Source organism: Pseudomonas folii (assembly GCF_014357575.1).
GTDB classification, from domain to species: domain Bacteria; phylum Pseudomonadota; class Gammaproteobacteria; order Pseudomonadales; family Pseudomonadaceae; genus Aquipseudomonas; species Aquipseudomonas folii.
In genome coordinates this window covers 18,351-32,541 of the sequence record NZ_JACONW010000027.1, presented here as the reverse complement: position 1 = coordinate 32,541, position 14,191 = coordinate 18,351, and the positions used below count along the sequence as shown (strand labels likewise).

11 protein-coding genes are annotated in these 14,191 nt (G+C 56.7%); 5 read left to right on the top strand and 6 right to left on the bottom strand.

Features of this window, described 5'->3' with window-relative positions; genetic code table 11:
• Positions 1-3: 3 nt before the first annotated feature.
• Together H8S59_RS08370 and H8S59_RS08365 are read right to left on the bottom strand one after the other, a co-directional pair.
• The gene (locus tag H8S59_RS08370) at positions 4-2,169 is read right to left on the bottom strand and encodes a PA5441 family protein (protein ID WP_187521099.1); all 2,166 of its coding nucleotides are present in this window, start codon (positions 2,167-2,169) and stop codon (positions 4-6) included.
• A gap of 154 nt (positions 2,170-2,323) precedes the next feature.
• Positions 2,324-2,863: a cytochrome b gene (locus H8S59_RS08365; protein WP_095099510.1), complete on the bottom strand. Its 540-nt coding sequence runs from the start codon at positions 2,861-2,863 to the stop codon at positions 2,324-2,326.
• A 676-nt stretch (positions 2,864-3,539) separates the two neighbouring features.
• Between H8S59_RS08365 and H8S59_RS08360 the strand changes: the two genes are divergently transcribed.
• The 5 genes from H8S59_RS08360 (at position 3,540) to H8S59_RS08340 (ending at position 8,817) form a co-directional block, all read left to right on the top strand.
• Positions 3,540-4,685, top strand: a complete 1,146-nt coding sequence (locus H8S59_RS08360) for a hypothetical protein (protein WP_187521098.1) — start codon at positions 3,540-3,542, stop codon at positions 4,683-4,685.
• 142 nt (positions 4,686-4,827) lie between these two features.
• Entirely contained in the window at positions 4,828-5,757 is a 930-nt protein-coding gene (locus H8S59_RS08355; protein WP_187521097.1) for a DUF72 domain-containing protein, read from the top strand.
• Positions 5,754-6,539 (top strand): endonuclease/exonuclease/phosphatase family protein, encoded by a 786-nt coding sequence (locus H8S59_RS08350; protein ID WP_095099503.1) that lies wholly within the window; start codon positions 5,754-5,756, stop codon positions 6,537-6,539. The genes H8S59_RS08355 and H8S59_RS08350 overlap by 4 nt, the downstream gene beginning before the upstream one ends.
• Positions 6,536-7,819: a cardiolipin synthase ClsB gene (gene clsB / locus H8S59_RS08345; protein WP_095099500.1), complete on the top strand. Its 1,284-nt coding sequence runs from the start codon at positions 6,536-6,538 to the stop codon at positions 7,817-7,819. Before H8S59_RS08350 ends, clsB begins: the two co-directional genes overlap by 4 nt.
• Positions 7,816-8,817, top strand: a complete 1,002-nt coding sequence (locus tag H8S59_RS08340) for a lysylphosphatidylglycerol synthase domain-containing protein (protein WP_095099497.1) — start codon at positions 7,816-7,818, stop codon at positions 8,815-8,817. The genes clsB and H8S59_RS08340 overlap by 4 nt, the downstream gene beginning before the upstream one ends.
• A gap of 854 nt (positions 8,818-9,671) precedes the next feature.
• Here the strand turns inward: H8S59_RS08340 and fabI are convergent.
• From fabI to H8S59_RS08320, 4 genes are read right to left on the bottom strand one after another with little or no spacing between them, the layout of a single operon-like run.
• Positions 9,672-10,466 carry an enoyl-ACP reductase FabI gene (gene fabI / locus H8S59_RS08335; protein ID WP_087274483.1) on the bottom strand — a complete coding sequence of 265 codons (795 nt, stop codon included), beginning with the start codon at positions 10,464-10,466 and terminating at the stop codon, positions 9,672-9,674.
• An 18-nt stretch (positions 10,467-10,484) separates the two neighbouring features.
• Positions 10,485-12,095 carry an ABC transporter ATP-binding protein gene (locus tag H8S59_RS08330; RefSeq protein WP_095099494.1) on the bottom strand — a complete coding sequence of 537 codons (1,611 nt, stop codon included), beginning with the start codon at positions 12,093-12,095 and terminating at the stop codon, positions 10,485-10,487.
• Position 12,096: 1 nt separating this feature from the next.
• Positions 12,097-13,116, bottom strand: a complete 1,020-nt coding sequence (locus H8S59_RS08325; protein ID WP_095099491.1) for an ABC transporter permease — start codon at positions 13,114-13,116, stop codon at positions 12,097-12,099.
• Position 13,117: 1 nt separating this feature from the next.
• On the bottom strand, positions 13,118-14,191 hold the full coding sequence (locus tag H8S59_RS08320; protein WP_095099488.1) for a microcin C ABC transporter permease YejB: 1,074 nt from the start codon (positions 14,189-14,191) through the stop codon (positions 13,118-13,120).

Below are 14,191 nucleotides of genomic sequence, written 5' to 3'. Positions count from 1 at the left end.
GGGTTACCAGTAGTACTGAAGGGTTTTACCCCAGCGTGTATCGGCAAATCCACCCTTGAGCTTTTTGAACCACGCCTTGCGTACTGAGGGCTCTACTGTTTTACCGCCACAACCATTGTTGCCCGACGGGGCGTAGCAGTTGATGGCACGAAACAGTGCGTAGGCTTTGTCTTCGTGGTCGGCTTTTGGATTGGCGATAACGGTTTGATACGCGCTGTGCCTGGAGAATACCTGCCCGGCAAAACCGGGGGCTGTGCCGCCGAGGACGTCGGCGCTGCGCGCTTCGTCCAGCGGCATGCTGTCCAGACTGTTGCGCAGGATGAATTCGCCCATGCAATTCAGGCTCCGGGGATTCTTCGCATCTTTGTCCAACGTCGCGGCGGTGTCCGCAATACTCGGGCAGACGTAGCCGGATTCGGCCTTGTCGCCTTGCCAGCGAAACAGCGTCAGAGCCTGCCCCTGATCGTAGACATAGCCAAGGCTATAGCTAAGTTTTTCTGCTGAGGGGATTTCTGGTAATTGTTTGAGATCCTCGCCGAACGCGGCGAACTGACTGCGCATCAGGTCCTTGTAGAGCAAAACAAACAGCGCGGTATTACGCTCGGTATCGCTCGCACCCTGAATGACCTGTTGACGCAACAGGTCCGCATCAGCAGCTTTACTGAGCAGGATGTAACGCACCTTTTCGGCTTTGATCGGCGAGTCAGCGGCGAAGACCCTGGCCAGTTGTTCGTCGCGCTCGTAGCTCATGGCCAGTGCTAACTGCAATTGTTCATGTTGCAGTGGCAATTTGGCCAGAGGCATTAATTGCAGCCACAGCGCCTGTGCGTCCTTCGAATCCTGATTGGCTTCCAGAGCCAACCCACGCAGCATCTGTTGGCTGAACGCCAGGTAGTGGAGTTCGGCAGGAATGGCATTGGGTAGCAGTTGCAAGGCACTGGCCGGATTGTTCTCGACGTACAGGGCAAACGCGGCCTGCAAATAGTTGAAGAGCTCAGGATGTTCGGCGAACGTGTCCTTTTGCGCCATCAGACCGGCTTTGCTCAGCGTTTTGTCGGATCCTTCACGCATCCGCATAAGGTCGTTGACGGCTGCGATCATGGGCGACTTGACCGCGGTTGTGTTCGGCGTGATCAACTTGAGATCAGCTTCGCGAACCAGAGCTTCGTAAGCCGGGCGGTTTCCGCTCGGGGCCAGCAACTGCGCTTCATAATCAGCGGCAAGCTTGTCGTTGTCCCGGGTCAGCCAATGCACCCGGCGCAACAAGCCAGTGGCGGTGTTGGAGTACACGCCATAGGGGTAATTATCGACGTAGTTCCTGAAGGCGCTTTCGGCACGTCTGGCTGCGGCCAGATCGACGCGTTCCGGCCTCAGTTCACCGTACTCGAAGGCCTTTTCCTGAGCCAGATTCAGCTCGGTTCGGCCAATCATGTACAGCGCCGTGTCTTTCAGCCACTCGTTTGGATTATCGGCCAGTAAGGTAAAGCCTTTGCTCGCTTCGACGAAGCGTCCGCTGTAGAAGTCGGCCGCCGCTTGCAGATAGGTGACGAAAGCTTTGCCTGTGGTCGAGACTATTTCGCCGGGTAACAAACTGATCAGTTGCTCGGGTTCCCACCCGCAGGCCGGGAGCATCTGCATCCGGCTATTGGCCAGAGCAGCGCGTTCGGCCGGGGAGAGTTCAGGCGTTCCGGTCAATTCGCGAACAAAGTCCGTGGCGGTGGTTTCATTGTTGCTGCGACAGCGGCTGCCTTCGCCGTCCACCAACATATCACCGGCCACCTCTGCGGGTTCGCGCTTGATACCTAGCGTGGCAAGCATTTCATTCAGGCCGAGTGTGTGACCTTCTTTGCCAACCTCTTCATCGACGTCGTCAGGCACAGGCATCAGACGGTAATGAGCAAACGGTACTTCGCCGTAACCTTCCGCCAGGTCATCCTTGTTCAGTGCCGCGGGGCTCAGTTGCAACTTACCGGCATTGGCCAGTAACAGCCGCAGATTCACCGAGCTGTCATTGCCTGGGCTCAGGAAAGGCAAGCTGCTGCAAGTGTCCAGTTGTTCGCTGAGTATCGACCAGGTCGGATAGCAAGCGTCATCACTGCTGGCATTGGCCAGGGAGGAAGTCGATGCACACACGGCAATAGCCAGGGAAGTCAGCAAGCGGTTTTGCATGGAACGTCCTTGATATCAGGGAGGCAGTAACGGTGAGTGTTGGCGATCATACCTTGAGCGGCCCTTGCTCTTATCAACTACGTATGGCTGCCTGAATGTAAGGCATTCCTACGGGATCTCCGTTTGCCGCACACCTACGTGGTATCAGTGAGATTTACACCATCCGCTTGAGCGTATTGTCCTTGCGTACAAAGTGATGCCAGATCGCGGCGACGACATGCAGGCCAATCACGTAGTAAAAAATCGACCCCAGCAATTTGTGCAGGTCTTCCAGTGATTCGGCGAAGCGCTCGGAGAGTGGGAAGGGCGAAGGGATCAGAAAATCCGTCAAAGGAACGGGCAGCGAGCCTTTTTCTATCAGCACTGTGAATAGCCCCAGCAGCGGTTGCGCAAACAGGAATGCATACAGCAGGTAGTGAGAAGCGGTTGCCGCGAGTCGCAGAAAACCTTCAAGCGGTGGGGTGACATCCGGTGGTGTATGACGACGTCGCTCAGCAACGCGGAAAAATGCGAGGGTCAGCACCAGGATGCCAACCCAGAAGTGGCTCTGTACTACGAAAGTTCGCAAGCCAGAACCACGGGCAAATTGTGTGCGGCTCAGGATCAGGGCATAGGCCAGCACGATCAGGACGGCCATAACCCAGTGAAGCCAACGGGCTCTGTAGCTATAACGTGCTGCTAAAGGTGTATTCACGGTGTTTTCCCTTGATGTCTTTTGGCATTCTAGGCACAGATGCAAATGGTCGCAGCCCGATTATGGCGTGTCGTGTTTCGACCGGCTAATCCTCCCGCTTGCTCAGCAATGGCGGTTCAGTCAGTGCCCGCACTGTGGACACTTTTTTGACTGAGAGTCGCTTATATCGTTACAGCAATACCCATGCCCGAAACCAGGTTGCGTCGCCGAAGCATGGATCATGAGCGCTCGCCCAGGCGCATGAGGTGAGCGCTGAGTTTGAATGTTCGGATTTAAAACCTGATTAGTTATATCCAATAGTGCTGTTAAAGACGGGTTAGTTAATTGACAGTGTTTAATCCTGGATCCATCTTTACACCTGCTCGCAGGGCAGTATCTGGTCGAAAGCCGGGGGCGGTGTAAATGTCATGTTACACCCGAATGGGCAGTGGCTTTGTGGGCTTATCCAATGTCTTTATAAGGCTCTAAACATGTCTTTGGATTCTGTTTGGTTGCCCATAAAGTTGATTGGAGGTCTCAATTGGGGGGCGCTGTTCAGACAGGTAAAACGTTAAAGGCTTTTGACTTGCTGTAGAGCGCAATCACGAGAGCGAGATAGAGCCCCTGTTGTGATGTAAGACGCACTTCGACGTACGGACTAAAGGTTCCGGGGCCTCTGCCAGGCGGGAATACCGAAATGGAAAAGAAAAAGCTTATGTTAGTAGGCGGGGGCGACCTGTGCCTGCAGATCCTGAAGATGTTAATGCCTAGAGATGATTTTATCTTCTACGTGGCCGGTCGTGATCTGGAAAAAGTCACCCGGCTTTGTCACCTTCTGCGGTTGGGATGTTTACAGATGGGGGGTACGTGTACCGCTCATCCCCTCGTCATGGATCTGACCGAAGGTAATATAGAGGCGAACGCCAGGACTATTTATTGGGTTCGCCCGGACATCATTTTTAACAGTGCTTCGTTGCTGTCATGGCGGATGATGACTCAATTACCAACGGAGCACTATCAGGCACTGGACAAGGCCCGATTCGGTCCCTGGTTGCCCATGCATCTTGCGCCAGCCTACGAACTTATGCGGGCAATCAAACATTCCGGGGTAAAGGTTGTGACCGTCAACGCGGCGTTTCCTGACGCCGTCAACGCGGTGCTTGATAAGGTGGGCATGGCGCCAGACACCGGGATTGGCGGTATTGCCACTATGATTCCCGGTGTTCGGTTGTCGATTGCCCGGATGGCCATGCGTCCACCTGAGAGCGTTCGGGTTCGACTGGTTGCGCAGCAAAGCCTATGTCAGCAGGTTGCGCGCACGGGCATGGCCCCCGATACGCAGTACCGACTCACCTATTGGGTGGATAACCTTGACCGCACTGGCGAGTTTGCTGATGAAGCGATTTTTAACGCGGTAGGCACACATTTTCGCAGCCTGGGCGGGGTGGATATCAATTTCTTCAACGCAATCTCCGCGGTTCGTCTGTTGGAGAATCTGTACGCCGAGCATGAAATCATCACCCATGTCCCCGGTCCGAACGGGCTGCCGGGCGGCTATCCGGTTCGCGTAGGAATGGGGCAGGTGCTGCTGGCTCTGCCGTATGGTGTGTCGCGCAACGATGCAATCACGGTCAATCAAAACGGCCAGCGCCAGGACGGCATCAGCGCCATACGCGCTGACGGCAGCGTTAGTTTCGAGTCTGAACAAATGGCAGTCATGGAGGCACTGCTCGGCTTCACTATGTCGAATATGGAACTTCCAGACGTTCACTACTATGCGGCGGAACTGGGCCTTAAATACAAAAGCTTCGCGGACTCGGTCAGTCAGGCGCGGATGAGCTGACAAATCGGTATGGAACCTGTGCCAGTGCCAGGCTTCATATGACGTGAACATTCATGCCTGAAAGCGGGCGTGGACCTCGGCCAGGATCGCGCCTGGAGGTCCGCAGCTTTCAGGCGCCGCGCATTGCACTGGGCCTCTCATCATGAGCGATATCCGCATTGGCATCTCCGGCTGGCGCTACGTCCCGTGGCGGGGCGACTTCTATCCAGAAGGGCTGACGCAGAAAAACGAGCTTAAGTTCGCCTCGCGTGCGGTCAACAGTATCGAGATCAATGGGTCGTTTTACGCCCTGCAATCGCCGGAGCTGTATGCGCGCTGGTATGCCGATACGCCTGATGATTTTGTATTCAGTGTCAAAGCCCCGCGTTTCATTACCCATGTGCGGCGCTTGAATGAGGTTGAAAAACCTGTCGCCAATTTCTTTGCGTCGGGTATTTTTCAGCTCAAACAGAAACTGGGTCCGATCCTCTGGCAGTTTCCGCCGAGCTTCAAATTCGATGCGGAAAAATTCGAACACTTCCTTAAGCTACTGCCTCATGACATGAAGCAGGCCAGGCTTTGCGCTGCGCAGTGCGACGAAAAAATGCAAAAACCCGGTTATCTGGATCTTCCCAAGACCGGTCGGCTGCGGCATGCGGTAGAAATCCGTCATGCAAGCTTCAAGGTGCCCGAGTTCATCACCTTGTTACGCAAGTACAAGGTAGCGTTGGTGATGGCGGACACTGCGGGCAAGTGGCCTTACATCGAAGACCTGACCAGTGATTTTGTCTACCTGCGGCTGCACGGCGATAAAAAGCTTTACGCCAGTGGCTATACCGACGAGGCCATCGAGCATTGGGGCGATCGTATCGATGCCTGGCGTAAAGGCTCGCAACCGTCCGACGCGCAGGTGGTAATCGCTGAACCCCGGAAGTCTGCGACTCCTAAACGAAAGTCCCGGGATATCTACTGCTACTTCGATAACGACCTTAAAGTCCGTGCGCCGTATGACGCCCGTCAATTGCTGGAGCGCTTCGATCTCGCCAAACGGCTGGACGTTGCGCCGGGCGACCTGCAAGGAGTTGAGTTTTGACCACTGCCACAACGCCCGTTGGCGTGCGAACGGCGACATCCGCCAGCGTTTCTCTGAACGTACTGACTATGAACATGCACATGGGATTCGGCTTTCTGAATCGCCGGTTTATTTTGCCCGAGCTGCGGGACGCGGTGCGCTCGGTGTCCGCCGATGTGGTGTTTTTGCAGGAAGTGCACGGCGAACATCAAAATCATGCGCAGCGCGTCAAGGATTGGCCAACCACTTCGCAATACGAATTCCTTGCCGACAGCATGTGGGGCGATTTCGCCTATGGCCGCAACGCGGTCTATCCCCACGGCCACCACGGCAACGCACTGCTGTCCAAGTACCCGATCAGCTACCACGAGAACCTCGACATCTCGATCCATGGCACGGAAGAGCGCGGCCTGCTGCACTGTGTGCTGGACGTTCCCCATCACGGTCACGTGCATGCCATCTGCGTGCACCTGGGCCTGCGGGAAAATCATCGGTTGCAGCAACTGAAGCTGCTCGCCGAATTGCTGGCCCGGTTACCTGAAGGTGAGCCGGTGATCGTAGCTGGCGATTTCAACGACTGGCGTCAGCGCGCAGATGCCGCACTGGAAGGCACCGGGATGCACGAGGTTTTCGTGAAGCACTTCGGTGTTCCCGCTAAAAGCTTTCCCGCGCGCTGGCCGTTACTTCGGCTGGATCGCATTTATGTACGCAATGCCACGAGCAATCGACCCAAAGTCTTGTCCAATCGTCCGTGGTCACACCTTTCAGATCATGCGCCGCTGGCAGTGGAGTTAACCTTATGAGTGATCAGGCGAATAACCACGGGCAGTGGCAGGAGGGCAATTCGGTTGAATTGCTGATCAACGGCGAAGACTATTTCACCCGCGTCTTCGAATGCATCCGCGCGGCGCGCAAAGAAGTGCTGCTGGAAACCTTCATCATTTTCGAAGACCGGATCGGGGAAGCACTGCAGCAAGCGCTAATTGAAGCGGCGAGCAACGGTGCTTACGTCGTGGTGACCGTCGACGATTACGGTACTTCGGATCTCAGCAAGTCGTTTGTCGGCAGGATGCTGGCTGCGGGTGTGCATATTCAGCTGTTCGATCCGCGTCCGCGCCTGATGGGCATGCGCACCAACCTGTTCCGGCGTCTGCATCGCAAAGTCGTGGTGATCGACGGTGAACTGGCCTTCATTGGTGGCATCAACTACAGCGTTGATCACATGAGCGACACCGGTCTGACCGCCAAACAGGATTATGCAGTTCTGGTTCGCGGCCCTATCGTCGGCGATATTCACAAGTCCGCCTTGCGCCTGTTGAGTGAGGCCGTACGAGCCAAAGTCCCGGCGCTGCGGGTAGCGACCCAGCACGCGGGCAGTGCGCGAATGCTCTTGTGTGAACGTGACAACGAAGAGCACACCACGGATATCGAAGAGCAGTATTTGTTGGCGATTCGCAATGCAACACAGCGGATCACCATCGCCAATGCCTACTTCTTCCCCAGCTACCGCTTCCTGCGCGAGTTACGCAATGCGGCGCGGCGCGGCGTCAAGGTCACGCTGATTCTGCAAGGCCAGCCGGACATGCCGTTCGTGCGCGTGTGCTCGCGTCTGACGTACACCTATTTATTGCGTGACGGGGTCAAAATTCACGAATACACCCAGCGCGCTCTGCACGGCAAAGTCGCGCTGATCGACCGCGAATGGTCCACCGTCGGCTCCAGCAACCTGGACCCGCTAAGCCTTGCGCTGAATCTTGAAGTAAACCTGTTCATCCGTGACCAACAGCTCAACCAGCATCTGCACGAGCATTTGACCGGACTCGCTGCTACCCACAGTAAAGAGATGAGCCTGCGGGGCGCAGCACGCGGTCAGTGGTGGCGTGCGCCGATGATCTTCCTGAGTTTTCACTTCCTGCGTCACTTCCCGGCCATCGCTGGCTTGTTTCCGGCCCATGGCATGAGGCTCAAACCGTTGCGGGCTGCGGATGTGATTCCTGAAGCCAGCGTTGTTGAAAACGAGAAAAGCAGCGTGACAGAACAATTGAAGTCCAGCCTGCAATCGGATCAGGAGAAGTCGCTATGAGTCAGGCTTATGAGGCGTCTTCGGATCAGCCAAAAGAAAAAGAGAAGCAAAGCAACAAATGGAAGTGGGCCAAGCGTGCCTTCAACCTGTTCTTCTTCATTGCGGTGCCGGTGTTGTTGTTCCTGCTGGTCAAGAACCTCGACTGGCAGGAAGTGAAGCAGGCATTGCAATCCTACAAGCTGAGCACCCTGGCTTTGGGTGTGGTGATTGCGCTGTGCAGTTACCTGACGTATTGCTGTTTTGATGTATTGGCGCGGTTTTATACCGGGCACAAGTTGGCGATCAAACAGATCGTGCCGGTGGCGTTTGTCTGTTATGCGTTCAACCTGAACCTCAGTTCCTGGGTCGGCGGGATTGCCTTGCGTTATCGCCTGTATTCCCGACTCGGGCTGGATGTGCCGACTATTACTCGTATCTTGAGTCTGAGCCTGATTACCAACTGGCTGGGTTACATGATTCTGGCCGGTGGCGTGTTCTCCATGGGTTTCCTGGAGCTGCCAAAGGATTGGGCCGTAGGGACTGGAACGCTACGGCTGATTGGCTTTGCGTTGTTGGCGGTGTCGGGTGCGTATTTGCTGGCTTGCCGGTTTTCCAAGCGTCGTTCTTGGACGATTCGCAAGCAGGAAATCACGCTGCCTTCCATGAAGCAGGCGCTGTTACAGGCCAGTCTTGGCGCGCTGAACTGGTCGTTGATGGCGTTGGTGATTTATACGTTGTTGCCGGACAAAGCATTTTATCCAGCCATTCTCGGGGTGTTGCTGATCAGTAGCATTGCCGGTGTCATCACGCATATTCCGGCCGGGCTTGGGGTGCTGGAGACGGTCTTCATGACCTTGCTGCAGGATGAGTTCTCCAAGGGCACGTTGCTAGCGGCGCTGATTGGCTACCGGGCGATTTACTTTCTGCTGCCGTTGACGATTGCTGTGGTGGTTTATCTGGTGCTGGAGAAGCGTAGCAAGAAGATGGGGGAGAGGAATCAGGCTGAGGGTGAGGCCTGATTTGTGTACATATCCGTTATTTAGGTAACGGCTTCTATTGGTTGCGCCCTTACGGCGCGTCACTTTTGGTTCCGGAAGCCGGCCCAGCCAAAAGTAACCAAAAGGCTCTTGCCCCACCACTTGGTGCCTCGCTTAGGCTCGGCATGCCCGTAATCCGACATTGCTGCGTGGGGCCGCCACCACCGGCCATCCATGGCCTGAGGCGGCTAAACCGGCATTCCTGCCGCCTCTTCATTTAACAAGAGCCCCCACGCAGCAATATCGAATTACGGCCGGCGTGGTTTAACGGGGCGCTTAAGATCAAAATCAAAAGCAGCGGTTTCACCACGGACCGGTAGGAGCGAACTTGTTCGCGAGACGTTACCACGGCCAACGCATACGTCGTCTGACACAATGCATCGCAGCCTTCGGCAGCTCCTACAGATGCCCGGAAAGCTCATAAACCAGGTCGGCTCTCAGGCCGCCGCGCTTTTGATCTTGATCTGAGGCGCCCCGTTAAATCACGCTGGCCGAACGCAGATTCTGAAGCGTGGAGCGCTCTTGAGTTGAAGAGTGGCAGGACGCCGGGTTAGCCGCATTGGGCCATGGATGGCCCGTTGCGGCGGCCCACGGTTCAGGATCTGCGGGCGGGTACACCGAGCGCCAGCGAGGTGCCGAGTGATGGGGCAAGAGCGTTTTTGGTTACTTTTGTCTGGGCAGGCTTCCGGATCTATCAAAAGTGACGCGCTGTAAAAGCGCAACCAATACCAGCCATTACCGCAATAACGGATATGTACACATGAGCAACCAAACGCCCACAAAAAAAGCCCGCAACTCTCACAAGCTGCGGGCTTTCTCACAGGCGTACTCGAAGATTACTCTTCGATATTGCCCATAGCGGTAGTGTTGAAACCACCGTCCACGTACATGATTTCGCCGCTGATGCCGGACGCCAGGTCCGAACACAGGAACGCGCCAGCGTTGCCGACTTCATCAATGGTCACGTTACGACGCAGCGGAGTTTGCGCCTCGTTTGCGGCCAGCATCTTGCGGAAGTTCTTGATACCCGAAGCCGCCAACGTACGGATCGGACCGGCCGATACCGCGTTGACGCGAGTGCCTTCCGGACCCAGGCTGCCTGCCAGATAACGTACACCGGCTTCCAGGCTGGCCTTGGCCATACCCATCACGTTGTAGTTCGGCATGGTGCGCTCGGCACCCAGGTACGACAGAGTCAGCAGGCTGCCATTGCGGCCTTTCATCATTTCGCGACCGGCTTTGGCCAATGCCACGAAGCTGTAGGCGCTGATGTCGTGAGCGATGCGGAAACCTTCGCGGGTAGTGGCGTCGGTGAAGTCGCCATCCAGCTGGTCACCTGGAGCGAAGCCAACGGAGTGAACGATCACGTCCAGGCCATCCCATTTCTTGCTCAGGTCTTCAAAGACCTTGGCGATTTCTTCGTCACTGGCGACGTCACAAGGGAAGCACAGCTCAGGGCCCGAACCCCAGCCAGCGGCGAATTCTTCGACGCGACCTTTGAGTTTGTCGTTCTGGTAGGTGAAGGCAAGCTCTGCACCCTCGCGATGCATGGCGGCAGCGATGCCGGATGCGATGGACAGTTTGCTAGCGACACCGACGATCAGGACGCGCTTACCGGCGAGAAAACCCATGTGTTGTTCCTCTTCAGGTTAATCGACAGCTACTGGTGCCAAAAAGGCGGCTTCCAGTAACTGCTGTGTATAAGAATGTTGCGGTGCGGCAAAGATTTCTTGCGCATCCCCCTGTTCGACCACTTGACCCTGCTTGACCACCATCAATTGGTGGCTGAGGGCTTTGACGACAGCCAGGTCATGGCTGATAAACAAATACGTCAGGTTGTACTTGGTTTGCAGCGAGCGCAGTAGCTCGACTACCTGACGCTGCACTGTCCGGTCGAGCGCCGAAGTGGGCTCGTCCAGCAGAATCAGCGCCGGTTTCAATACCAGTGCCCGGGCAATGGCGATTCTCTGCCGTTGCCCACCGGAGAACTCGTGAGGGTAGCGGTGCCGGGTTTCCGGATCCAGTCCTACCTCTCTGAGTGCTTCGATAATTGCAGTTTCCTGTTCGGCCGCTGTGCCCATGCGATGGATACGCAGGCCTTCGCCAACGATTTCACCCACCGACATCCGCGGGCTCAAGCTGCCAAACGGGTCTTGAAAAACCACCTGCATCTGTCGACGCAACGGACGAATCTGTTGCTGCGACAGGCAGTCTAGCGTTTCGCCCTGGAAACGGATGACTCCCTGGCTACCGATCAGACGAAGAATCGCCAAGCCCAACGTCGATTTGCCCGAGCCGCTTTCACCGACAATCCCCAGCGTTTGCCCTTTGGGCAGGCTGAAGTGGATGCCGTCCACTGCCTTGACGTGATCGACGGTGCGTTTGAGCAGGCCTTTCTTGATCGGAAACCAGACCCGCAGATCCTCCACTTCCAGCAGCGGTGCGCCCGCCGGGTTGGCCGCCGGGCCGCCGCTGGGCTCTGCGCTGAGCAGAATTTTGGTGTACGGATGCTGGGGCGAACGAAACAATTCGTCACAGGACGCTTGTTCGACGATGCAACCGCGCTGCATGACACATACGCGGTTGGCTATTTGCTTCACAACGTTCAAGTCATGGCTGATCAGCAGCAACGCCATGCCCAGACGTGCCTGCAGTTCCTTGAGCAGTTCGAGGATTTTCAGTTGTACCGTGACGTCCAGCGCTGTGGTTGGCTCGTCGGCAATCAGCAGTTCCGGCTCGTTGGCCAGCGCCATGGCGATCATCACCCGTTGCCGTTGGCCGCCCGATAACTCATGGGGCAGGGCTTTCAGGCGTTTCACGGGTTCGGGGATGCCCACCAGCTCCAGCAGTTCAAGGGTGCGGCGGGTCGCATCCTTGCCGGTCAGACCTTTATGAAGGCCGAGGACTTCATTGATCTGCTTCTCGATCGACTGTAATGGGTTCAGCGAGGTCATCGGCTCCTGGAAGATCATCGCGATGCGATTACCGCGAATCTTGCGCAGTTTTCTCTCGTCCAGGGTCAACAGGTCCTGACCGGCATAGCGGATAGTGCCGCTTGGGTGGCGGGCCAGCGGGTAAGGCAGCAGACGCAGGATCGAGTGGGCGGTGACCGATTTACCTGAGCCGCTTTCACCCACCAGCGCCAGGGTTTCGCCCCGGCGGATATCAAAATTGATGCCTTCGACCACGCGCTGACAGCCTTCGCCGGACACGAACTCGACGGCCAGATCGCGGATCTCGATCAGATTGTCATTGTTCATTTCATTTCCTTGGGTCGAAAGCATCGCGGGCGGACTCGCCGATAAATACCAGCAGGCTCAACATCAGGGCCAGGACCGCGAAGGCGCTGATGCCCAGCCATGGGGCCTGCAAGTTGGATTTACCCTGGGCAACCAGCTCGCCCAGTGACGGCGACCCGGCGGGCAAACCAAAGCCAAGGAAGTCCAGCGCAGTGAGGGTACCGATGGCGCCGGTGAGGATAAACGGCATGAAGGTCATGGTCGAGACCATGGCGTTGGGCAGAATGTGGCGGAACATGATCGCGCCATTCTCCATGCCCAGCGCACGGGCGGCACGCACGTATTCCAGATTGCGCCCGCGCAGGAACTCGGCGCGCACCACATCCACCAGGCTCATCCAGGAAAACAGCAGCATGATGCCCAGCAACCACCAGAAGTTGGGCTGCACGAAGCTGGCAAGAATGATCAGCAGGTAGAGGACCGGCAATCCGGACCAGACTTCCAGGAAACGCTGGCCTACCAGGTCCACCCAACCGCCGTAGAAACCCTGCAAGGCACCGGCGATGACGCCGATGATTGAGCTGAGTACGGTCAAGGTCAGGGCGAACAGCACCGAAATGCGGAAACCGTAGATCACCCGGGCCAGTACGTCTCGCCCCTGGTCATCCGTGCCGAGCAGGTTTTCCGATGAGGGCGGGGCAGGGGCGGGGACTTTCAGGTCGTAATTGATGCTCTGGTAGCTGAAAGGGATCGGTGCCCACAATGTCCAGCCGCCTTTGGCTTCAAGCAGTTCCTTGATGTAGGGGCTTTTGTAATTGGCTTCCAGCGGGAATTCGCCACCGAAGGTGGTTTCTGGATAGCGCTCGAGTACCGGGAAGTACCACGCGCCGTCGTACCGTATGGCCAGCGGTTTGTCGTTGGCGATCAGTTCCGCGCCCAGACTCAGGACGAACAGGATCAGGAACAGCCACAGGGACCACCAGCCGCGCTTGTTGGCCTTGAAACGCTCGAAGCGTCGACGATTCAGAGGAGACAACTTCATATCAATGCTTCCTGCTTTCGAAGTCGATGCGCGGGTCCACCAGTGTGTAGGTGATGTCCCCGATCAGTTTCACCACCAGCCCAAGCAGGGTGAAGATAAACAGCGTGCCGAACACCACGGGATAGTCGCGGTTGATGGCGGCTTCGAAACTCATCAGGCCCAGGCCGTCGAGGGAGAAGATCACTTCCACCAGCAGGGAGCCGGTAAAGAAAATGCTGATGAACGCCGACGGGAAACCGGCAATCACCAGCAGCATCGCGTTGCGGAACACGTGGCCGTAGAGCACGCGGTTGTTGCTCAGGCCCTTGGCCTTGGCAGTGGTCACGTACTGCTTGCCGATTTCGTCGAGGAAACTGTTTTTGGTCAGTAGCGTCATGGTCGCGAAGTTGCCGATCACCAGCGCGGTAACCGGCAGTACCAGGTGCCAGAAGTAATCGAGAATCTTGCCGCCTGTGCTCAGCTCGTCGAAGTTGTTCGAAGTCAGGCCGCGTAACGGGAACCAGTCAAAGTAGCTGCCCCCGGCAAACATCACGATCAGCAGGATAGCGAACAGGAAGGCCGGGATTGCGTAACCGACGATGATTGCCGAGCTGGTCCAGACGTCGAAATGGCTGCCGTGTCGGGTTGCTTTGGCGATCCCCAGCGGGATCGACACCAGGTACATGATCAGGGTGCTCCATAACCCGAGGGAAATGGACACTGGCATCTTTTCGATGATCAGGTCGACCACCTTGGCGTCACGGAAGAAGCTGTCGCCGAAGTCCAGATGGGCGTAGTTCTTGATCATGATCCATAGACGTTCCGGCGCCGATTTATCGAAGCCGTACATCTTCTCGATTTCTTTCACCAGGGCCGGGTCAAGACCTTGTGCGCCGCGATAGTTGGAGCCAGCCACCGAGACTTCGGAGCCGCCACCTGCGATTCGCGTGGTGGCGCCCTCGAAGCCTTCGAGCTTGGCGATCATTTGCTCTACCGGGCCACCGGGCGCGGCCTGGATGATCACGAAGTTGATCAGGAGGATGCCGAACAGCGTCGGGATAATCAGCAGCAGACGTCGCAGGATATAAGCCAGCAT

What these genes read in the sequence shown, in the direction of transcription:
- H8S59_RS08370 (WP_187521099.1), bottom strand. Translation starts at nt 2,169, where the DNA reads ATGCAAAACCGCTTGCTGACTTCCCTGGCTATTGCCGTGTGTGCATCG.
- H8S59_RS08325 (WP_095099491.1), bottom strand. Translation starts at nt 13,116, where the DNA reads ATGAAGTTGTCTCCTCTGAATCGTCGACGCTTCGAGCGTTTCAAGGCC.
- H8S59_RS08355 (WP_187521097.1), top strand. Translation starts at nt 4,828, where the DNA reads ATGAGCGATATCCGCATTGGCATCTCCGGCTGGCGCTACGTCCCGTGG.
- H8S59_RS08360 (WP_187521098.1), top strand. Translation starts at nt 3,540, where the DNA reads ATGGAAAAGAAAAAGCTTATGTTAGTAGGCGGGGGCGACCTGTGCCTG.
- clsB (WP_095099500.1), top strand. Translation starts at nt 6,536, where the DNA reads ATGAGTGATCAGGCGAATAACCACGGGCAGTGGCAGGAGGGCAATTCG.
- fabI (WP_087274483.1), bottom strand. Translation starts at nt 10,466, where the DNA reads ATGGGTTTTCTCGCCGGTAAGCGCGTCCTGATCGTCGGTGTCGCTAGC.
- H8S59_RS08320 (WP_095099488.1), bottom strand. Translation starts at nt 14,191, where the DNA reads ATGCTGGCTTATATCCTGCGACGTCTGCTGCTGATTATCCCGACGCTG.
- H8S59_RS08330 (WP_095099494.1), bottom strand. Translation starts at nt 12,095, where the DNA reads ATGAACAATGACAATCTGATCGAGATCCGCGATCTGGCCGTCGAGTTC.
- H8S59_RS08340 (WP_095099497.1), top strand. Translation starts at nt 7,816, where the DNA reads ATGAGTCAGGCTTATGAGGCGTCTTCGGATCAGCCAAAAGAAAAAGAG.